17 protein-coding genes and 2 pseudogenes are annotated in these 21,119 nt (G+C 68.8%); 9 read left to right on the plus strand and 10 right to left on the minus strand.

All coding sequences use genetic code 11. The features are described 5' to 3' along the window. Positions 1–50 precede the first annotated feature (50 nt). Together AC5Y46_RS18075 and AC5Y46_RS18080 are read left to right on the plus strand one after the other, a co-directional pair. A complete protein-coding gene (locus tag AC5Y46_RS18075) occupies positions 51–1,250 on the plus strand; it encodes a PPE family protein (protein ID WP_499941689.1) in 1,200 nt (399 codons plus the stop codon). A 54-nt stretch (positions 1,251–1,304) separates the two neighbouring features. Beyond that, entirely contained in the window at positions 1,305–2,222 is a 918-nt protein-coding gene (locus AC5Y46_RS18080) for a CE1 family esterase (protein ID WP_499941691.1), read from the plus strand. A 1-nt stretch (position 2,223) separates the two neighbouring features. Here the strand turns inward: AC5Y46_RS18080 and nei2 are convergent, their stop codons facing one another. From nei2 to AC5Y46_RS18095, 3 genes are read right to left on the minus strand one after another with little or no spacing between them, the layout of a single operon-like run. After that, the gene (gene nei2 / locus AC5Y46_RS18085) at positions 2,224–2,991 is read right to left on the minus strand and encodes an endonuclease VIII Nei2 (RefSeq protein WP_499941693.1); all 768 of its coding nucleotides are present in this window, start codon (positions 2,989–2,991) and stop codon (positions 2,224–2,226) included. A gap of 3 nt (positions 2,992–2,994) precedes the next feature. Next, positions 2,995–7,560 (minus strand): ATP-dependent helicase, encoded by a 4,566-nt coding sequence (locus AC5Y46_RS18090; RefSeq protein WP_499941695.1) that lies wholly within the window; start codon positions 7,558–7,560, stop codon positions 2,995–2,997. Positions 7,561–7,594: 34 nt separating this feature from the next. Then, positions 7,595–8,272, minus strand: coding sequence for a TetR/AcrR family transcriptional regulator (locus tag AC5Y46_RS18095; protein WP_499941697.1), 678 nt, complete (start codon positions 8,270–8,272; stop codon positions 7,595–7,597). A 222-nt stretch (positions 8,273–8,494) separates the two neighbouring features. On the opposite strand from AC5Y46_RS18095, the pseudogene AC5Y46_RS18100 reads away from it, so the two are divergent. The 4 genes and pseudogenes from AC5Y46_RS18100 to AC5Y46_RS18115 form a co-directional block, all read left to right on the plus strand. Then, positions 8,495–8,877, plus strand: a pseudogene (locus AC5Y46_RS18100) (hypothetical protein); the annotation flags it as partial. Positions 8,878–8,961: 84 nt separating this feature from the next. Beyond that, positions 8,962–9,273 carry a protein UsfY gene (usfY, locus tag AC5Y46_RS18105; RefSeq protein ID WP_499941701.1) on the plus strand — a complete coding sequence of 104 codons (312 nt, stop codon included), beginning with the start codon at positions 8,962–8,964 and terminating at the stop codon, positions 9,271–9,273. A 448-nt stretch (positions 9,274–9,721) separates the two neighbouring features. Next, complete coding sequence (locus AC5Y46_RS18110; protein ID WP_499941703.1) at positions 9,722–10,159, plus strand: anti-sigma factor; 438 nt, start codon at positions 9,722–9,724, stop codon at positions 10,157–10,159. Between the two features lie 7 nt (positions 10,160–10,166). Further along, positions 10,167–10,955, plus strand: a complete 789-nt coding sequence (locus tag AC5Y46_RS18115) for an RNA polymerase sigma factor SigF (protein WP_499941704.1) — start codon at positions 10,167–10,169, stop codon at positions 10,953–10,955. A 95-nt stretch (positions 10,956–11,050) separates the two neighbouring features. Here the strand turns inward: AC5Y46_RS18115 and AC5Y46_RS18120 are convergent, their stop codons facing one another. The 6 genes and pseudogenes from AC5Y46_RS18120 to AC5Y46_RS18145 all read right to left on the minus strand — a co-directional run bounded on the left by AC5Y46_RS18120 (position 11,051) and on the right by AC5Y46_RS18145 (position 17,327). Next, on the minus strand, positions 11,051–12,844 hold the full coding sequence (locus tag AC5Y46_RS18120; protein WP_499941706.1) for an acetyl/propionyl/methylcrotonyl-CoA carboxylase subunit alpha: 1,794 nt from the start codon (positions 12,842–12,844) through the stop codon (positions 11,051–11,053). A 107-nt stretch (positions 12,845–12,951) separates the two neighbouring features. Beyond that, complete coding sequence (locus tag AC5Y46_RS18125) at positions 12,952–13,371, minus strand: SufE family protein (protein ID WP_499941708.1); 420 nt, start codon at positions 13,369–13,371, stop codon at positions 12,952–12,954. Next, positions 13,368–14,261 carry a sulfurtransferase gene (locus AC5Y46_RS18130; RefSeq protein ID WP_499941710.1) on the minus strand — a complete coding sequence of 298 codons (894 nt, stop codon included), beginning with the start codon at positions 14,259–14,261 and terminating at the stop codon, positions 13,368–13,370. The genes AC5Y46_RS18125 and AC5Y46_RS18130 overlap by 4 nt, the downstream gene beginning before the upstream one ends. A gap of 420 nt (positions 14,262–14,681) precedes the next feature. Then, the gene (locus tag AC5Y46_RS18135; RefSeq protein ID WP_499941711.1) at positions 14,682–15,335 is read right to left on the minus strand and encodes a Maf family protein; all 654 of its coding nucleotides are present in this window, start codon (positions 15,333–15,335) and stop codon (positions 14,682–14,684) included. Continuing rightward, a pseudogene (locus AC5Y46_RS18140) lies at positions 15,332–15,697 on the minus strand (acyl-CoA carboxylase subunit epsilon); the annotation flags it as partial. The pseudogene AC5Y46_RS18140 and the gene AC5Y46_RS18135, both read right to left, overlap by 4 nt. Then, entirely contained in the window at positions 15,687–17,327 is a 1,641-nt protein-coding gene (locus AC5Y46_RS18145; RefSeq protein ID WP_499941713.1) for an acyl-CoA carboxylase subunit beta, read from the minus strand. The pseudogene AC5Y46_RS18140 and the gene AC5Y46_RS18145, both read right to left, overlap by 11 nt. 63 nt (positions 17,328–17,390) lie before the next feature. Here AC5Y46_RS18145 and AC5Y46_RS18150 point away from each other — a divergent pair, with 63 nt between their 5' ends. The 3 genes from AC5Y46_RS18150 (at position 17,391) to AC5Y46_RS18160 (ending at position 20,424) form a co-directional block, all read left to right on the plus strand. Next, on the plus strand, positions 17,391–18,947 hold the full coding sequence (locus tag AC5Y46_RS18150; protein ID WP_499941715.1) for an FAD-binding protein: 1,557 nt from the start codon (positions 17,391–17,393) through the stop codon (positions 18,945–18,947). A 145-nt stretch (positions 18,948–19,092) separates the two neighbouring features. Beyond that, positions 19,093–19,896, plus strand: a complete 804-nt coding sequence (locus tag AC5Y46_RS18155) for a biotin--[acetyl-CoA-carboxylase] ligase (RefSeq protein ID WP_499941717.1) — start codon at positions 19,093–19,095, stop codon at positions 19,894–19,896. 9 nt (positions 19,897–19,905) lie between these two features. Next, a complete protein-coding gene (locus AC5Y46_RS18160; RefSeq protein ID WP_499941718.1) occupies positions 19,906–20,424 on the plus strand; it encodes a PH domain-containing protein in 519 nt (172 codons plus the stop codon). On the opposite strand, the gene AC5Y46_RS18165 is transcribed toward AC5Y46_RS18160, so the two are convergent. After that, entirely contained in the window at positions 20,379–21,035 is a 657-nt protein-coding gene (locus AC5Y46_RS18165; RefSeq protein ID WP_499941720.1) for a GtrA family protein, read from the minus strand. The two genes, AC5Y46_RS18160 and AC5Y46_RS18165, sit on opposite strands and share 46 nt — an antisense overlap. Between the last annotated feature and the right edge of the window lie 84 nt (positions 21,036–21,119).

Genomic DNA, 21,119 nt, shown 5'->3' on the forward strand with positions numbered 1-21,119 from the left:
TTTAACGGAATGTTCCCAAAATTCTCCGACGATTGTCATTGTGAAGTGCTATGGAGTTCATTGCTTTGCCGCCGGAGGTCAGCTCGGCGCTGATCCACTCGGGGCCGGGGGCGCAATCGTTGATCGAGGCGTCGCTGGTGTGGCACCGACTCGGCACCGAGCTCGAAGAGAACGCGGCCGGCTACACCGCTGTGCTGTCGGCACTGGCCGCGGAATGGCATGGCTTGTCGTTGACGACGATGGTCGACGCCGCCGGACCCTACCTCGCCTGGCTGCGCGGCACCGCGCAGCAGTGCCTGCAGTTGGGTTCTTCGGCGCAGGTCGCCGCGGGCGCTTTCACTGCCGCGCTGTCGTCGGTCGTTCACCCGTCCGTGGTGCGCGCGAACCGGCTGCACTTGGCTGAATTGCTGGCCACCAATGGTTTCGGCAGGAACGTCGCGGCCATCGCTGAGACCGAGGCGCAGTACGACCGGATGTGGCTGAACAATGCCGTGGCGATGTACCGCTACCAGGCGGCGTCGGCTCAGGCTCTCGCGCTGCCGCTGTTCTCGTCTCCGCCCGTGATCACCACGCCCGAAGGAACGGCGGCTCAGGCCGATGCCGTGCAGGCAGCCTCCGCTTCCGCGGCCCCGGCACCAGCCGCAGCCGTCGCGGCCCTGGCCGCACCCGCCGACGCCGTCGCACCGCCGGTGTCCCCGCTCGACGCGGTTCTGCAGGCGGTCGGCGTCACCTTTGACCCCAACGAGGGCTGGTTCGGATTGACGAACACCTACCTGAATCAGTTCGTCTCGTCGGGGTTCCCCATCAACATGCTCAGCTACTTCGCGCAGTTCACCTCCGCGCAGGCGCTGGCGGGGCTGTCTCCGGATGTCGCCGAGGGTCTGTCGGAAGGGGAAGCCGCCCTGGGCGGGGCGGTGGCCGGATTGTCCGACGCGGCCGACGCCGTGGCCGCAGCGGAGCCGACGGCGGCGATGGGCGCCGCGGTGTCGATGGGCGGCCTGTCCGCCCCGCCCGCCGCAACCGCGGTGCTCACCGGCGCGCATCTGCCGGTGCAACTCGCCTCCGCGGCCACCCCGCTTGCCGCCGGCGAGGTCGCAGACGCCGGGTTCCCCATGTTGCCGCCGCTGGTGGCGCCGCCGATCGCGGCGGGCAGCGGCTGGCGCAAACGGAAGGAAACCAAGTACGAAGACCTGGCCATGGGTCTGGAGGTGAAGGGGATGTTCATCCCGCGCTCGCCGTCGGCGGGCTGAGTGTCCATCCCGCCGCCGTGCCGACGCGCCCGCTGTGATCGGTAGCTTTAACCCATGCCGTGGGCGCGATTGCTCTCATCGGCCGTTCTCCTGATCAGCCTGGTCGGCTGCAGCGAACGGCAAGTTCACGCTGCCGGGGCCCGCGATCAGGCCGGAATGCTCCGCTACGGCGCGCTGAACCGGACCTACCTGGTGCATGTGCCCCCTGGCCCGCCCGTCGGCCTGGTGCTCAACCTGCACGGTGGCGGCGGTACCGGTGCCGGACAGCGGGGGTTGACCAACTTCGACTCCGTCGCCGACTCCAACGGCCTGGTGGTGGTCTATCCCGATGGCTACGACAAGAGCTGGGCCGACGGGCGGGGCGCGTCGCCGGCCGACCGTCGCCGGCTCGACGACGTCGGATTCCTGGTCACGCTGGTGACCAAATTGCGCGACGAATACAACGTGCCCACCGGGCATGTCTTCGCCACCGGCATGTCCAACGGCGGTTTCATGTCCAACCGGCTGGCGTGCGAGCGTGCCGACTTGTTCGCCGCGATCGCGCCCATCTCGGGCACGTTGGGTGTGGGCGTGGCGTGCAATCCGTCGCGTCCGGTCTCGGTGCTGGATGCGCACGGCACCGCCGACGCGGTGGTGCCCTACAACGGCGGTGACGTCCGCGGTCGCGGCGGGTTGAGCCATGCCATCTCGGTCGCCGACATGGTCGACCGGTGGCGTGCCGTGGACCGGTGCCCGGCCAATCCCCGGGTCGAGGAACTCCCCAGCGTCGGCGACGGAACCGTGGTGCGCCGCTTCGATTCCCGGGGCTGCGCCGACGACACCGAGGTGATCCACTATCAGATCGATAAGGGCGGGCACACCTGGCCGGGCGGCAAACAGTACCTGCCGAAGGCCGTGATCGGGTCCACCACCCGTGCGTTCGACGGTTCTCAGGTGATCGCTGAGTTCTTCATGAGCCACGGCCGGGACTGACTCAGCGCTGACAGACCGGGCACCAGTACCGCACCCGTTCGGCGCTGCCGTCCGGTGGATCTTGCTGCGAGATGGGGGTTCCGCAGCGCCGGCAACCCTGCCCCGCCCGCCCGTACACCCACATCAGCCGTCCGCCCCGGGTGTCGCCGGTGGTGCAGCGGTTCCATCGAAAACGGTTGGCCCACAACATGTCTCGTGCACGCGAAACGAGCCTTAAGGGGTCGGCGACGGCGCTGACGGGCGCGGTCGGCAGATGGCCGCTGATGAAGCACAGTTCGTTGGCGTAGACGTTGCCGACCCCGGCCATCACCCGCTGGTCCAGCAGCGCCTCGGCCAGCGGACGGTCCGGGTCGGCGGTCAGGTTTGCGGCGGCGCGCCGCGGATCCCAGTCCTCACCCAACAGGTCCGGTCCCAGATGGGCGACGGCCTCGGCGTCGTGGTCGCGTGCCAGGATCTGCAGCACGCCGAGGTCGACGCCGACGGCCCGAATGTCGCCGGCTTCCAGGATGATCCGTGCCCGGTAATCCACCCGCAACCGCTTGTCCCCGACCCGCCAGGCGCCGTCCATCTTCATGTGCGAGTGAATGCTGGCCGCACCGACCCTGATGAAAAGGTGCTTGCCCCGGCTGAGCACCTCGTCCACCACCTGCCCGGTGAGATCCACGGTGGCAAAGCGGGGCACCCGGATATCGCAGCGCGTCAACGTTTTTCCCAGCAGCTGCCGGCGCAGCGTGTCGGCGGTGTGAAAGACCGTGTCTCCCTCCGGCATCGTCTACCTCAGCCGCAGACCGCGTGGGGTGCGCGCGAATCCCGCTTCGGCCAGCGCCGCCACCACTGCGTCCGGGCCGTCGGGCGCGAGCACCGACACCCCGTCGACCCGCTCGACCAGAATCGACGCCACCCGCCGGGAGGCCACCAGGTCGGCCAGCCCCACCGCCGCCGCATGGCAGGCGCCGGGGTCGTCGGTGAAGGTCAGCAGGGACCGTCCGCCCCGCTCGAGGAACCAGACCAATTCGCCGTCCACCAACACCACCAGGGCGCCGGCCTTGCGGCCCGGCCGGGCTCCGTCGCTCAACGCACTCGGCCACGGCAACGCCGCACCGTAGGGGTTGGCGGGGTCGGCGGCGGCCAAGACGACCGCCCGGTACTCGGGCCGTTGTGGATCGACCCCGTCGAGGTAACTGCGCAACCGGTCGACGGTGGAGGCGACGGCGAACTGTGCACCGCCCAACGACTCGACGAAATAACCCCGCTGGCACCGGCCGGCGTCCTCGAATGCGCGCAACACCTTGTACAGCGTGCCGAAACCGCCCGGCACCCCCTCGGCGGCAACCCCGCCCTTGGTCAGCACACCGTGCCGGTTCAGCAGCAGCTCGGCCTGGAAATGCGCGCGCAGCGTGGAGTCGGGTTCGGGGGCCGGCAACGCCGACCACCGACCCGCCACCGTCGGGTCGGAGGGCCGGGTCTGAGCGTGCGCGACGCTGTACCGGCTCAGCCGCGGCGCGCGCGGGGTGCGGTGCGCCGGTGCCGAGCGCTTGCGGGCGCCGACGCTGCCGCCGAGGAGTGCCCGCACCGGCGCGAAGGTGTCGCCGGTGACCCGGCCGGCCCAGATCAATTCCCACAGCGCGGATTTGAGCTCGGCCTCGCCGTGCCCGCCCTGCGCGAGCTGACGGAAGAAGTAGGCGCCCCCGCCGGACAGGGCGTCCAGGATCGCCCGGTGCACGTCGGTGAGTTCGATCTCGGCCGGCGGGGCCAAGGTCAGGGCAGCAGAGTCCGCCACGTGCAACGCGATCCAGCCGTCGCTGCCCGAGATCGACCCGGCGCCCGACCAGGTGACCTCGCCGGTGGCGAGCAACTCGTCGAGCAGCGCGGGGGAGTAGTCCCGCACCCGCGGAGCCAGCACCAGCGGTTCCAGCGCCGAAGCCGGAATCCGGGTGCCGGCCAGCTGCTCCACGACGGCCGCCAGGCCGTCCAATCCGGCATGTCCCGACGACCGGTCACCGACGTGGTGCCAGGCCGGCAGGAACCGGCCATAGGCTGCGGTGCTGACCGGCTCGACCTGGGCGCGCAGCGCCGCCAGCGAACGCCGCCGCAGAATGCGCAGCACGTCGGCGTCACACCACTGCTCGGCGCCGGGGCCACCGGTGCTGTCGACGAACTCCCCGCGCACCAGCCGGCCGTCGCCGGCCAACCGGCCCAGCACGTCGGCGGTCACCCGCAGCCCCAGGCCGAAGCGGGCGGCGGCCTGCGCGGTCGTGAACGGGGTGTGCGTGCGCGCGTAGCGGCCCAGCAGGTCGCCCAGCGGGTCGGCGACCTGCTCGGTGAACGCCGCGGGCAGGCCCACCGGTACCGCCGCCCCGACGCCGTCACGCAGCCGGCCGATGTCCTCCACCGCGACCCACCAATTGCGCCCGGCGAACGACACGGCCAACGCGCGCCGGGCGCTGAGCAGTCCTTCCAGCCATCCGTTGAGCGCCGCGCGGTCGGTCACCGCGGCCCGCGCGAGGATCTCGTCGTCGGTCAGCGGGCCCAGCAGCCGCAACAGGTCGGCGACCCCTTCGGCATCGCGCGCGGCCCGGTCCTCGGACAGGTGCTGAAGCTGGCGGCCGGTGCCGGCGATGACCTCCGGGTCGAGCAACTCGCGCAGCTCGACCCGGCCGAGCAACTCGGCCAGCAGCGTGCTGTCCAACGACAGCGCCGCGGCGCGGCGTTCGGCCAGCGGCACGTCGCCCTCGTACATGAACGCGCCGACGTACCCGAACAGCAGCGACGCGGCGAACGGCGAGGGCTTGCTGGTTTCGGCCTCCAGCACCCGCAGCCTGCGCTGGGCGATCTGCGCCATCAGCTGAGTCAGCGTCGGCACGTCGTAGACGTCCTGCAGGCACTCGCGGACGGTTTCCAGCACGATCGGGAAGTCCGGATACTTGCGCGCGACCTCCAGCAGTTGGGCCGCGCGCTGGCGTTGCTGCCACAACGGCGACCGTTTGCCCGGATGCCGCCGCGGCAGCAGCAGCGCGCGCGCCGCCGACTCGCGGAACCGGGAGGCGAACAGCGCCGATTCGCCCACTTCGGTGGTCACGATCGGGTCGATCTCGTCGGGGTCGAAGACGAACAGCTCGGCCCCGGGCGGGGTGTCGTCACCGGAGAAGGTGGTGTCGGGCAGTCGCACCACGATGCCGTCGTCGGAGGCGGTCAGCTTCTCGTCGAGACCATAACGTTCGCGCAACCGCCGCCCCACCGCCAGCGCGAGGGGACCGTGCACCTGCAGCCCGTACGGCGAGTGCAGGATCACCCGCCAGTCGCCCAGCTCGTCGCGGAACCGTTCGATCAACAGGGTGCTGTCGGTGGGCACCACGCCGGTCGCGGTGCGCTGCTCGTCCAGCAACCGCCACAGATTGTCGGTGGCGTAGTCGTCGAAACCCCAACTCGCGCAACGCTTCCCGAAGGCATCCCGGTCCAGGCTGGCCAGCTCCCCGGTGAGCGCGCCCAGCGCGGCGCCCAGCTCGGCCGGCCGGCCCACGTCGTCACCGCGCCAGAACGGCAACCGGGCGGGCTGCCCTGGGGCGGGAACCACCAGCACCCGGTCGTGGGTGATCTCGACGATGCGCCAGCTGGTGGCACCCAACGCGATCACGTCGCCGGGACGGGACTCGTAGACCATCTCCTCGTCCAGCTCGCCCACCCGCGACGACTTCTCGGAGTCGCTGGCGAGGTAGACGGTGAACAGCCCGCGGTCGGGGATGGCGCCGCCGGAGGTGACGGCCAGCCGCTGCGCGCCGGGCCGCGCGGTCAGCGTGCCGTGATCGCGGTCGTAGACCAGCCGCGGCCGCAGTTCGGCGAACTCGGTGGAGGGGTACTTGCCGGACAACAGGTCCAGGGTGGCCTCGAAAACGCTGCGCGGCAGCGTGGCGAACGGCGCGCTGCGGCGCACGGTGTCGAACCAGCGGTCGGCGTCGATCGGCTCGAGAGCCGCCGCGGCCACGGTGTGCTGGGCCAGGATGTCCAGCGGATTGGCGGGCACCCGCATGGTCTCGATCTGGCCGGTGAGCATGCGTTGCACGCTGACCGCGCAACCGAGCAGGTCGGTGCGGTGTTTGGGGAACAGCACCCCGCGCGACACCTCGCCGACCTGGTGACCGGCCCGGCCGATGCGTTGCAGGCCGCTGGCGACCGACGGCGGCGCCTCCACTTGGATCACCAGATCGACCGCGCCCATGTCGATGCCGAGTTCCAGGCTGGACGTGGCTACCACCGCCTTGAGCTGCCCGCTCTTGAGGTCCTCCTCGACCAGGGCGCGCTGCTCCTTGCTGACCGAGCCGTGATGCGCGCGGGCCAGCAGCGTGGGGGCGCCGAACGTCTGTCCGCTGCCCATGACATAGGCCGGTGCGCCGCCGGCCACCTTGGGATTCCCCTCCGGGGGTCCCGCGATACCCAGTCGCTCGGCGTGGATCTCGTTGAGCCGCGCGGTCAGTCGCTCCGCCAGCCGGCGCGAGTTGGCGAACACGATCGTCGAGTTGTGCGTCTCGATCAGGTCCACCAGCCGCGCCTCGACGTCGGGCCAGATGGAGTTGTCGGCCAGGTTGGCCATGTCGGGGACCGGAACCTGGACGGAGAGCTCGACGGTCTTGGCCGACGGCGGGGACACGATGGTGGTGGGGGCATGTCCGGACAGGAACCGGGCCAGCTCCTCGGGTGGACGCACGGTGGCCGACAACCCGATGCGCTGGGCGGGGCGCCCGTCGGAGAGTTCGTCGAGCCGCTCCAGGGACAGCGCCAGGTGTGCGCCGCGTTTGGTGGCCGCGATGGCGTGGATCTCGTCGACGATGACCGTCTGCACCCCGGCCAGGGTTTCGCGCGCCGCGGAGGTCAGCATCAGAAACAGCGACTCCGGGGTGGTGATCAACACGTCGGGCGGACGGGTGATGAGCTGGCGTCGGACCGTGGGCGGGGTGTCACCGGACCGGACGCCCGCGCTGATGTCGGGCGGGGGCTGGCCTTGTGCCTGCGCCAGGCGGGTCAACCCCGCCAGCGGGGTGCGCAGGTTGCGTTCGACGTCGACCGCGAGGGCCTTGAGCGGCGACACGTACAGCACCCGGGTGCCGGCCGGCCTCTCGGGCGTGCGGGCCAGGTTGTCCAGCGCCCACAGGAAAGCGGCCAGCGTCTTGCCGGAGCCGGTCGGCGCGATGACCAGGGTGTTGTCCCCGTCGGCGATCGCGTTCCACGCGGCGGCCTGCGCGTCGGTGGGCGCGGGAAAGGTGCTGACGAACCAGTCGCGGGTGACGGGGCTGAACCGTGCCAGCGCGTCAGGCGGCGGGCCCGAAGAAGACGCAGTGCTCACCACACCATGGTGCCAACAGGCACCGACAAGTGCCTCAGACCTGCGGTTTGAAGCGCGCGGTCGACATCGCCTCGGCCAGCTCGCCGGGGATCTCCGGCACCCGGGCTATCGCCTCGAGCAGGGTGTGCGCGCACGCGTCGGCCAGCCGGTCGGCTTCCAGCGTCATGTCCATGATCCGTTGCCGGCAGATCTCGAACGTGAACGCCAGCCAGCCGTGGATGATGACCCGCAGGTCGCGCTCGACCTCGGCTTCCAGCGCCGCCGTGCCCGGCATGCCGCTGACCACTTCGCCGATCCGCGTCATGATGTGTTCCATCTGGCGGTTCTTGGCTTCGTCGTCGATGCCGAGCAGGACCGGGTCGGACCGGCCGAGGCCGACGTAAGCCGCCCACGCCGCCTCCGGGTTCTGCTCGTGGTAGGCCATATAGGCCAGCACGCCGGTCCGGATCTCCTCGAACATCGTCATGCCCGGCGCCGGCTGGATGTTGGTCGCCGAGTACAGCCGGTCCGCCTCGTCCTTGACGACCGCGGCGAAGAACGCCCGCTTGTCGGGGAAGTAGTGGTACATCAGCGCGCGTGACACTCCGGCGCGCTCGGCGATCTCGTCGATCCGCACCTCGTCATAGGGTCGCTTCCCGAAGACTTCCGCCCCCAGGGCGAGCAACTCAGCGCGTCGATCCTCGGGCGATAACCGCCTCCTGGCTGTCGCCATAAGCAGTGATACTACTCACGCCGGATAAGGGCTTCGCTACGGCGGATCCTCAGTCGGCCGCGCCGGCCGCCCCTTCGTCGCCGTAGCAGCGTTTCGTGAAGTGGCCTTCCGGGATCGCGACCGCAGGCCTCCGCGGCCGCCCGGAAACCCGTTTTTGTCCAATACCCAGCGACAACGGTGGGCAAACCGGTTGGGTGTAGCCGCCAGATTCGAGGTGCTCCGATGCGTACCGCAGACGAGAGAGTGCGTGGTGACCGGTTGGGTCACGACGACAGGGAAGTCCATGCCGCCATCAAGTTCGCGGTGCTGGCGAGCGCGGCCGGAGTCGGCTTCGTGGTGATGGCCGCCCTCTTGGGTCAGCACCTGCGGCGGCGGAAGCATCGACACGGTGGCCTGTGGCCCCGCCGGAGCGGACGATGCTGGCGTTCGGCGGTCCCCTGATCTTGTTGCTCGCCGGAGTGTGGGCGTTCTTCCGCACCTACCGGGTGTGGCGCGACAACGGCGTCTGGTGGGGATGGCACGGCGCTGGCTGGTTCCTGCTGACACTGATGGTGATCGCGCTGTCGATGGGTGTCCCGCCCATCGCCGGTCCGGTGTTGGCCCCCCCAATCGGGTTTGCCGAGTTCTACCGTGGAGTTAGTTGCCCACACGGGCACTCACGCAGAAATCGCATCCGATAGGAGGCTGCCATGGGGGACACCTATCGTGACCCCGTCGACCACTTGCGGACGACGCGGCCACTTGCCGGCGAATCGCTGATCGATGTGCTGCACTGGCCGGGCTACCTGATGGTGGTGGCCGGGTTGATTGCCGGCGTCGGATCTCTTGCCGGGTTCGGTACCCAGCACTATTCGCAAGGCATGACCTTCGGCGTGTTGGCGGGCGTACTCACGGTGATCGGACTGGTCTGGCTGGCTTTCGAGCACCGCCGGATCCGTCGCATCGCCGACCGCTGGTACACCGAGCATCCAGAAGTCCAGCGCCAGCGCCTGGCCAGCTGACGGCTGGTCGATACTTCATCGAGCGCCCCCCGGTAACCGGGCGATCGGTGGTGTGCGGCCGCCCGGTAAGGTCGGCTCAGACGCGGCGCAGCACCCGGCCGGAAACGACGGGTTTCGTAGTTTTACCCCCGCCGGTGACTGGGTATCAGGAGAGCACCATGATGAGTACCGGCAATTGTCCAATAGCGTGGATACCCCATCATGGGGGACCGAATCACGAGAGCACCTACGCTCAGCACCTTCATCACCCCGGCTATCACCGCGACGTGCTGCAGTCGGCGCGCGCCGGTGGGGTCGGAGACGTCTGTCTCGCCGACAACTGGTTGAATATCCGGTGGCGATCATGACCAACCGGCTCGACCCCTTGGTACACGGCGAGCCGCAACCCGGCGCCGCAGCCCGTGACCAAGCCAGGAGTAATGTCGGTCGAACTATGCCGGGAGGCCACATGACCGATGCGGATCTGCGCGCTGACGGGCGCCAACGCGGTTACCGCGCCGTCGAACTGAACGTCGCGGCCCGCTTGGAGAACCTGGCAATGCTGCGCACCCTGGTCGGTACCATCGGCACGTTCGAAGACCTGGATTTCGACGCCGTCGCGGATCTGCGGCTGGCCGTTGACGAGGTGTGCACCCGGCTGATCCGCTCGGCGACTCCCGGCGCCACGCTGACCCTGGTGGTGGACCCGCGCGACGAGGAACTCGTCGTGGAGGCGTCCGCCGCGTGCGACACCCACGACGTAGTGGCCCCCGGCAGTTTCAGTTGGCATGTACTCACCTCGCTGGCCGATGACGTCCAGACGTTCCACGACGGTCGCGAGCCCGACGCAACGGGCAGTGTCTTCGGAATTTCGTTGACAGCGCGACGGGCGGCCACTAGTAAGTGACGGCCAGTTGACAGAGCAAACTGCCGGCGGTTCCCAATCTCGACCTAACGAATACGCCGATGTTCCGGACATGTTCCGCGAGCTGGCCACCTTTGCTGCCGGCTCGGCGGAGTTCCAGCGCAACCAGGACAAGATCGTGGAACGCTGCCTGCCGCTGGCTGACCACATCGCCCGGCGATTCGAGGGCCGCGGCGAACCACGCGACGACCTGATCCAGGTCGCGCGGGTCGGACTGGTCAACGCGGTGGTGCGCTTCGACGTCGAAACCGGTTCGGACTTCGTCTCTTTCGCCGTCCCGACCATCATGGGCGAGGTCCGGCGGCACTTCCGTGACAACAGCTGGTCGGTCAAGGTGCCGCGCCGGCTCAAGGAGCTGCACCTGCGGTTGGGCACCGCGACCGCCGAGTTGTCGCAGCGGCTGGGAAGAGCCCCCACCGCAACCGAACTCGCCGTCGAACTGGGTATGGACCGCGCCGAAGTCGTCGAAGGTCTGGTCGCGGGAAGCTCCTACAACACGTTGTCCATCGACAGCGGCGGCGGCAACGAGGACGACGACGCGCGTGCCATCGCCGACACCCTGGGCGATGTGGACCAGGGCCTGGACCGGATCGAGAACCGCGAGGCGCTGCGCCCGCTGCTCGAAGCGCTGCCGGAACGCGAGCGAATGGTGTTGGTACTGCGCTTCTTCGAGTCGATGACGCAGACGCAGATCGCCGAGCGGGTCGGGATCTCGCAGATGCACGTCTCCCGGCTGCTGGCCAAATCGCTGGCGCGGCTGCGCGACCAGTTGGAGTGAGTTTTTCGCGAGTGTGCAGCCTGCCGCGCATTCGGCGCCGAGTGCGCGGGTAGCCGCACACACTCGACGCTCGAAGCGCTGGAAGCGCCGAAGCGCTACTTGATCTCGGCGAGCACCGTGCCCTGAGTGATGGCCGCGCCCGGCTCCACCGCCAGCCCGGTGATCACCCCGTCCTTGTGGGCGGTGACCGGGTTCTCCATCTTCATCGCCTCCAGCACCACCACCAGGTCGCCGGCGGATACCTGTTGGCCCTCCTCGACGGCGACCTTGACGACGGTGCCCTGCATGGGAGCCGTCACCGCGTCACCGGAGGCCGCCGCACCGCCGTGCCCGCCTCGCTTGCGCGCCTTGGGCTTACGGCGTACCACACCGACGGCGTCGGGAGCGCCGCTGGACAGCGCCAGGTCGCCGGGCAGGGAGACCTCGACGCGGCGGCCGTCGACCTCGACGATGACCTTCTGCCGCGGCCGGGACTCCTCTTCGTCCAGCGGTTCGCCGCCGGTGAAGGGCTCGATGGTGTTGTCCCACTCGGTCTCGATCCAGCGGGTGTGAACGGTGAAGCCGTTCTCATCGCCGATGAACGCCGGGTCGGACACCACGGCGCGGTGGAACGGGATGACGGTCGCCAGCCCCTCGACGTGGAACTCGTCCAGCGCACGTCGGGAACGTGCAAGCGCCTCCTCGCGGGTGGCGCCGTAGACGATCAGCTTGGCCAGCATCGAGTCGAACTGGCCGCCGATCACCGAACCGGCCACCACACCGGAGTCCAGCCGGACGCCGGGACCGCTGGGGGTGTCGTAGCGGGTCACCGGGCCGGGCGCGGGCAGGAAGCCGCGACCGGCGTCCTCGCCGTTGATCCGGAACTCGATGGCGTGCCCGCGCGGCGTCGGGTCCTCGGAGATGTCGAGCTTCTCGCCGTTGGCGATCTTGAACTGCTGCAGCACCAGGTCGATCCCGGCGGTCTCCTCGGTGACCGGGTGCTCCACCTGAAGGCGGGTGTTGACCTCCAGGAACGAGATCAGCCCGTCCTGGCCGACGAGGTACTCGACGGTGCCGGCGCCGTAGTAGTGAGCTTCCTTGCAGATCCGCTTGGCGGACTCGTGGATCTCCTTGCGCTGGGCGTCGGTGAGGAACGGCGCCGGCGCCTCCTCGACCAGCTTCTGGAACCGACGCTGCAGCGAGCAGTCCCGGGTGCCGGCGACGATGACGTTGCCGTGCTGGTCGGCGATCACCTGTGCCTCGACGTGGCGGGGTTTGTCCAGATAGCGCTCCACGAAGCACTCACCACGGCCGAACGCGGCGACGGCCTCCCGGGTGGCCGACTCGAACAGCTCGGGGATCTCCTCGATGGAACGGGCCACCTTCATGCCGCGGCCGCCGCCACCGAACGCGGCCTTGATCGCGATCGGCACGCCGTACTCCTTGGCGAACGCGACCACCTCGTCGGCGTCCTTGACCGGGTCGGGGGTGCCGGGCACCAGCGGAGCCTGCGCGCGGGCAGCGATGTGGCGCGCGGTGACCTTGTCGCCGAGGTCGCGGATCGACTGCGGGCTGGGCCCGATCCAGATCAGGCCGGCGTCGATCACCGCCTGAGCGAAGTCGGCGTTCTCCGACAGGAAGCCGTAGCCGGGGTGCACGGCGTTGGCGCCGGACTTGGCGGCCGCGTCGAGCAACTTGCCGAAGTCCAGGTAGGACTCCGCGGAGGTTTGGCCGCCCAGCGCGAAGGCCTCGTCGGCCAGGGCGACGTGCGGAGCCTCGGCGTCGGGCTCGGCGTACACCGCCACGCTGGCGAGTCCGGCATCCCGGGCTGCCCGGATCACCCGGACGGCGATCTCGCCGCGGTTGGCGACGAGAACTTTGGAGATCCGCGAACTGGCGTGACTGGGCACTGCGCCTCCTGGTTTGGACGTCTTTTCGTCTTTAAGAGAATTTCTTACAAGCCTTGTCGGGGAAGTTTATGCGGCGCCCCGTCGGCCCGGTCACGCGGTTCCCCGATTCAGGCGGATTCGCGAAGCCGGCGCTTGATTCGCGCCAGCATCGCCGACATTCCGCGCAGCCGCAGCGGGCTGATCAGCTCGGCCAGACCGAGATCGGTGTAGAAGTCCTCGGGCACCGCGAGGATGTCGGCGGCGGGTTGCTCGTCGAGGCCGGCGGCCAGGATCGACGCGAATCCGCGGGTGGTCGGCGCCTCGGCCGGCGCGCTGAAATGCAGCCGCACCCGGTCGCGGTCGCGGGCGTCGACGTGCAGGAACAGCGGTGACTGGCATTCGGGGACCGGCTCCATCGCGGATTCGGCCAAATGTGCCGGCAGGGCTGGGAGTTCACCGGCGAACTCCAGCAGCAGCTGCAGCTTGTCCTGGCCCTGGACTTCGGCGAAGTCGGACACCACCTCGGCCAGCGGCGCGGGCATCGTCATGTGGCCGGTGCTGGTCCTGGTTCGGGGCCGGCGGTGATCGGCACGCGCACGGTGTTACCCCACTCGGTCCACGACCCGTCGTAGTTGCGCACGCCGGATCTGCCCAGCAGATGGGTCAGCACGAACCAGGTGTGGCTGGACCGTTCGCCGATGCGGCAATAGACGATGGTCCGGTCGTCGGGGTTCAGAAAGCCGTAGAGCTCTTCGAGTTCCTCGCGGCTGCGGAAGCGGCCGTTCTCGTCGGCGGCCTTGCCCCACGGGATGGACCGTGCGGTGGGGATGTGGCCGGCGCGCAGCGCGCCCTCTTCGGGGTAGTCGGGCATGTGGGTGCGCTTGCCGGTGTATTCGTCGGGGGAGCGCACGTCGATCAGCGGCTGACTGCCCAGCGCCTCGAGCACGTCTTCTTTGAAAGCCCGGATCGGCGCGTCGTTGCGCTGCACGACGGGATAGCCGGCCGAGGTCTTGGTCGGGACCTCAAGGGTGGTGTCGCGGCGTTCGGCGAGCCAGAGGTCGCGTCCGCCGTTGAGCAGGCGCACATCGGGGTGACCGAACAGGGTGAACACCCACAACGCGTAGGCCGCCCACCAGTTGCTCTTGTCGCCGTAGATCACCACCGTGTCGTCGCGGGCGATGCCCTTGCTGTCCATCAGCGCGGCGAACTGGTCACCGGTGATGTAGTCGCGCACCCGTGGGTCGTTGAGGTCGGTGTGCCAGTCGATCTTGACGGCTCCGGGAATGTGGCCGACGTCGTAGAGCAGCACATCCTCGTCGGATTCGACGATTGCCAGGCCGGGAGAGCCGATGTGGGCGGACAGCCAGTCGGCCGTGACGAGCCGTTCGGGGTTGGCGTAGCCCGACAGGGTGGGGCTGGGATCTGGGGGAAGTGGCACGTCACCGAGCCTACTAAAGCGAGTCGAACAGCTCGGTTGAGTGTTGGGCGCAGTGCTTCTCGGGCGTCTGCAGGGTTGGTTCTCGGCTGCGGATTAAGGCTTCGCCGACCGCATCGTTTCGACCTTCAGACCGCGCCGCGGTGCGGTGCGCCGGGCTTTTGGTGTGAAACCTGGGCGTTGCGCGTGAAGCCTGGGCGTTGCGCGTGAAACCTGGGCGTTGCGCGTGAAATCTGGGCGTTGGGGGTGAAACCTGGGCGGGATCCTGCCGATTTTCCCGCCCAGACTGCACGCCGAAAGCCGTCACTTCACACTCAAAGCCAAGGCTTCACAACCGTGCTTGAGCCGGCAATGCGGCGGAAATCGTCACCGACACCGCTCAGTCGCTCACCCCCGATCAACTGCAAGTCGAGCGTTTAGCTGTTACTCCGATTCCGGCGTCGGATTGGCGGCCCACAACGACGCGACCGACACCCCGACCCGTCCCAACAGCGAGCGCAACAGCGGCAGGCTCACGCCGATCACGGTCGACGGGTCGCCGTCCACCCCGTCGACGAACCAGCCGCCCAAGCCGTCCAGGGTGAACCCGCCCGCCACCTTCAGCGGTTCGCCGCTGGCCAGGTACGCCTCCAGGTCGTCGCGGGACGGGGTCCCGAATTGCACTGTGGTGACCGATGTTTCGGCCTCGGTTCGCACGACGGTGTGGTCGCGTATCCGAACCAGGCAATGCCCGGTGTGCAGGTGTCCGCGGCGTCCGGCCATCGACTCCCACTGCCGGCGCGCGTCCTCGACCGACGCGGGTTTGCCGCACAACCGGCCGTCGAGGTAGAGCATCGAATCACAGCCGAGCACAACGCAATCCGCCGTGACCGCACGGTCGGGCAGCACCGACGTCACGTGTTCGGCCTTCGCGGTGGCCAGCGCCCGCACCACCTCGCCGGGCGCGGCGGTCGGACCCAGCGCGGCGATCAGTCCGTCCTCGTCGACGCCGGAGACCAGCACCAGCGGGTCGACACCCGCCTGGCGCAGCACCGTGAGCCGTCCCGATGAGGCCGACCCGAGCACCAGGCGGATCATCGACGCATGTGCGTCATTTCCTGCAGGGTGATGCGCTGCCAACTGAAGACCGGGTAGCGCAACTTGTCCACCGGCAGACCCCACCGGGCCGGTTCGGGTTCCGGTGGGGGCGTCCCACCGCCGATGCAGCCCAACACGGCGATCAGCGCCGCCAGCTCCTGGTCGCTCGGGTGGCCCTTGACGACCTTGAGGTGCGGTTCGTGCGCGTGCGGCGCCTCCTCGGCCGGCTGCGTCTCCTCGGTCACCTCAGTCATCTCACTCCCGTCGCTGGTGAAGTTGGGCGAGCAGACGCAAAAGTCCCCATTTCGTGCCGAAATGGGGTGCTTTTGCGTCTGCTCGGCACTAGTTGCCTCACAGGGGGATGTTCCCGTGCTTCTTCGGCGGCAACTGCGCGATCTTGCGTTCCAGCAGCCGCAGCGCGGTGCCGACGTAACCGCGGGTGTGCGACGGCGGGATCACCGCGTCGACGTAGCCGCGCTCGGCGGCGATGTAGGGGTTGACCAGGGTGTCCTCGTACTCCTGCTGCAACTGCAGCCGCAGCCCGTCGACGTCCTCGCCGGCCTCCGCGGCCTCCTTCAGCTTCTGCCGGTACACGAACCCGACCGCGCCGGAGGCGCCCATCACCGCGATCTGGGCCGTCGGCCACGCCAGGTTGACGTCGCAACCCATGTCCTTCGAACCCATCACGCAGTAAGCGCCGCCGTAGGCCTTGCGGGTGATCACGGTGATCTTCGGGACGGTCGCCTCGCCGTAGGCGTAGAGCAGCTTGGCGCCGCGCCGGATGATGCCGTTGTATTCCTGGCCGGTGCCCGGCAGGAACCCCGGCACGTCCACCAGCATCACGATCGGGATGTTGAAGCAGTCGCAGGTCCGCACGAACCGGGCGGCCTTCTCCGAGGCGTTGATGTCCAGGCAGCCGGCGAACTGGGTGGGCTGGTTGGCCACGATCCCGACCGGCCGGCCCTCGACGCGACCGAACCCGACGATGATGTTCTGCGCGTAGCCCGCCTGCACCTCGAGGAACTCGTCGTCGTCGAGGATGCGCACGATCACTTCGTGCATGTCGTAGGGCTGGTTGGGCGAGTCCGGGATCAGGGTGTCCAGTTCGAGGTCCTCGTCGGTCAGGTTGTCCTCGATCGGACCCACCGGCAGCGGCGCCGGCTCCCGCGGCGGGTCGGTGGCGTTGTTCGGCGGCAGGTAGCTGAGCAGGTCGCGCACGTACTCGAAGGCGTCCTGCTCCCCGGACGCGACGTAATGCAGCGTGCCCGACTTCGCCATGTGGGTGTGGGCGCCGCCGAGTTCCTCCATGGTGACGTCCTCGCCGGTGACGGTCTTGATCACGTCGGGTCCGGTGATGAACATCTGGCTGGTCTGGTCGACCATGATGACGAAGTCGGTCAGGGCGGGGGAGTACACGTGGCCGCCGGCCGCGGCGCCCATGATCAGCGAGATCTGCGGGACGACGCCGGACGCCAGGATGTTGTTGCGGAAGATCTTGCTGTACAGGCCCAGCGAGACGACGCCCTCCTGGATGCGGGCGCCGGCGCCGTCGTTGATGCCGATCAGCGGACGCCCGGTCTTGATCGCAAGCTCCTGCACCTTGACGATCTTCTCGCCGTACACCTCGCCCAGACTGCCGCCGAACACCGTGGCGTCCTGGCTGAAGATGCAGACGTCGCGGCCCTCGATGGTGCCGTAACCGGTGACGACGCCGTCGCCCACCGGACGGTTCTTCTCCAGCCCGAAGTTGGTGCTGCGGTGCTTGGCCAGCGCGTCCAGCTCGACGAACGAATCCTCGTCCAGCAGTGCGGTAATCCGTTCCCGCGCCGTCAGCTTGCCCTTGGCGTGCACCTTGTCGACGGCGGCCTCACCGACCGGATGCAGCGACTCCTCCCGACGCTTGTGCAGCTCCGCGAGCTTGCCCGCGGTGGTGTGGATGTCGATCGTGTGCTCGGCGGCGGGCTCTGCGGTGTGGTCGGCGACGCTTGTCATGGGAGTCGATGTTATCGGCAGACCCGGCCCGACCCTTAATGAGCCCTTAAGTAGTCTCCGGGCATGGACGGCCATCCGGAAATGCGCTGGGCAGAGGAGTGCGACGTGTTGGTCGCCGGATCCGGTGGCGGCGGCGTGACCGGCGCGTATACCGCCGCCCGCGAAGGCCTCAATGTGCTGCTCGTCGAGTCGACCGACAAGTTCGGCGGCACCACCGCCTACTCCGGCGGTGGCGGCGTGTGGTTTCCGTGCAATCCCGTCCTCAAGCGCACGGGCACCGACGACACCATCGAGGACGCGCTGACCTACTACCACGCGGTGGTGGGCGACCGGACCCCGCGGGAACTGCAGGAAACGTTCGTGCGCGGCGGCGCGCCCCTGATCGAATACCTCGAGCAGGATCCCGTCATCAAATTCGTGCCGCTGCCCTGGCCCGACTATTACGGCAAGGCGCCCAAAGCCCGACTGGACGGCCAGCGTCACATCGCCGCGAAGCCGCTGAAGGTGGCCGCCGCTCCGGAACTGCGCGACGAGATCCGCGGACCGCTGGACACCGACCGGCTCGGCGCCGAAACCCCGCCCGACTACTACGTCGGCGGCCGCGCGCTGATCGCGCGGTTCCTGACGGCGATCAAGCAGTACCCGAACGCCTCGCTGCGCCGGGACACCGCGCTGGTCGAGCTGGTGGTGTCCGACGGTCGGGTCGTGGGTGCCGTCGTGGACAACTGGGGCAAACGCACCGCGATCCGCACCCGGCGCGGAGTGCTGCTGGCCGCCGGCGGTTTCGAAGACAACGACGAGCTGCGCCGCCGCTACGGCGTGCCCGGTCACGCGCGCGACACCATGGGCGGGCCGGGCAGCCTCGGCCAGGCGCTGCAGGCCGGCATCGCCGTCGGCGCCGACACCGACCTGTTGGACCAGGCGTGGTGGTCGCCGGGCATGACGCATCCCGACGGCCGCTCGGCGTTCGCGCTGTGGTTCACCGGCGGCATCTTCGTCAACCAGGACGGCAACCGATTCGTCAACGAATCCCGGGCCTACGACCGCGCCGGCCGCGAGATCATCGGCAAGCTGCAGGACGAGTCGGTGACGTTGCCGTACTGGATGATTTACGACGACCGCGAAGGGGAGGTGCCGCCGGTCAAGGCGGCCAACGTCTCGATCGTGGAGACCGAAAAATACGTCGCGGCCGGGCTGTGGCACACCGCCGACACGCTGGAGGCGCTGGCCACCCAGATCGGGGTGCCGCCGGGCCAGTTGGCGACGACGGTGGCCCGGTTCAACCAGTTCGCCGCCGCCGGGGTGGACGAGGACTTCGGCCGCGGCGACGAGGCATTCGATCGGGCGTTCTCCGGCGGCGCCTCGCCGCTGGTGCCCATCGACCGGCCGCCGTATCACGCCGCCGCCTTCGGCATTTCCGACCTGGGCACCAAGGGTGGACTGCGCACCGACGCCGCCGCGCGGGTGCTGGACACCTCGGGCAATCCGATCCCCGGCCTGTACGCCGCCGGCAACACGATGGCCGCGCCCAGCGGGCTGGCCTATCCCGGCGGCGGCAACCCGATCGGCACCAGCATGCTGTTCAGCCATCTGGCGGTCAGGGACATGCTCGGACGCTGAGCCTTCGCTGGCCCCGCCGAGCGTGTAACCACTGTCAAAATTCGGGTCGATTTTCGCACTGGCGACACGCTCGGCGCGGACGAGTAGGCGGCTGAGCGTCGGCGCGCCGGGATGACCCGGCAAAGCGGGTCTTTAAGCTGATCGCGTGACCGACCGCGACCGGCTCGACGAGGCCGCCCTGCGCGCCGAGGTGATCGGCGACGACTCCTACTGGCGGCAACTCGACGTCGTCGAGCAAACCGGTTCCACCAACGCCGACCTGCTGACCCGGGCGTCGAACGGCGCCGACATCGACGGCGCGGTGCTGATCGCCGAACAACAGACCGCCGGCCGCGGACGGCATGGCCGGAACTGGACGGCGGCGCCGCGAGGGCAGATCACGATGTCGGTCGGGGTCCGAGTCGACGACGTCCCGACGGCCGGGTGGGGCTGGCTGTCGCTGGCTACCGGGCTGGCCGTCGTGGACGCGGTGGCCGCGGTGAGCCCGGTGGAAGCCGGGCTGAAGTGGCCCAACGACGTGCTCGCCGGGAGCGGCAAGCTGGCCGGCATCCTGGCCGAGGTGGCACAACCGTTCGCGGTGGTCGGCATCGGGCTCAACGTCAGCGACGCCCCACCCGACGTCGGTGCGACCTCGCTACTGAACGAGGGCGTCGCGCAGCTGGATCGCAACCTGCTGGTGCGTCGGTTGTTGCGCGAGCTGGGGGAGCGCATCGCCGCCTGGCGCGCCGTGCGGGGAGCCGACCCCCAGCTGGCCAACGACTACCGGGCCCGCAGCCTGACCCTCGGATCGCGGGTCCGGGCCGAACTCCCCGGCGACCGAGCCGTCGTCGGGATCGCGCGCGACATCGACGAGCAGGGCCGGTTGTGCCTGGAAACCTGGGACAGCGACGCCGACAAATCCGGGCAGAACGTCGTGGTTTCCGCCGGTGACGTGATCCATTTGCGTTAGCTTGGGGCGGTGGGCTATCCGGACAACGCACTGGCCAAGGGCGAGCAGGTGGTCCTGCACCGTCACCCGCACTGGAAACGTCTGATCCTGCCGGTCCTGGCGCTGATCGTGGCGACCGCGCTGGCCTCGCTCGGTTCCGGGTTCGTCGACTCCACCCCGTGGCAGCCGATGACGAAGAACATCATCTACGGCGTGATCTGGGGTATCTGGTTGATCATCGTCGGCTGGCTGACGGTGTGGCCGTTCCTGTCCTGGCTCACCACGCATTTCGTGGTGACCAACCGGCGGGTGATGTACCGCCACGGCGTGCTGACCCGCAGCGGCATCGACATCCCGCTGGCGCGGATCAACAGCGTGGAGTTCCGGGACAGAGTCTTCGAAAGGATCTTCCGCACCGGAACGCTGATCATCGAGTCGGCGTCACAGGATCCGTTGGAGTTTCACAACATTCCGCGGCTGCGCGATGTGCACGCGCTGCTGTATCACGAAGTCTTCGACACCCTGGGCTCGGAGGAATCTCCCAGCTGAGTCTTGCCGGCGCGGTTGCGCCAGGACCGCAGCAAGGTGACGTTGCCCTCTTCCAGCTCGTCCTCGAAGACCTCGGCGATACCGCCGGCGGTCAGCGCCGACTCCAGCGCCTTCTCCGGGTCGCGGGCGAACGCGTCCGGGAACACCCAGCGCCGGAAGGCCCAGAACCGGAACGCCATCTGCAGCAGGTTCCCGATGATGTAGGCCGACAGGAAGTCGGCCAGGTTCTCCACGGTCAACGACACATTGGGCACCCGCAGCTGCAGGACGTAGCTGGAGAAATACAGCGGCGCCATGCTCAGCAACACACCGACGCCGCTGAACGCGAAGAACAGCAACGCTTCGTGGTGGCGTTCGCGGCCGCCCCGGTTACGGAAGCTCCATTCGCGGTTCAGAATGTAGGACGCGATCACCGCGACGATCCCGGCGATGACTTTGGCCGTCACCGGTTTGGGTTCGAGAATGGTCAGCTTCAGCGTGTAGAAAATGGCCGAGTCGATGATGAATGTGGTGCCGCCGACGATGGCGAATTTGATCAGCTCGTGGTGGCGCATCGCAAAGGGCTGAACAGCCGCGGGGAGACGCGCGATCGTGGCATCGGCAAAGGACACAGCACGCCAGTCTACGGATGATCTCGAAATCGGCGCAAAATGGTACATAACGATTTGGCATTCTGAGCCGTTTAAGGCCACTAA

The organism is Mycobacterium sp. NGS59, assembly GCF_059812345.1.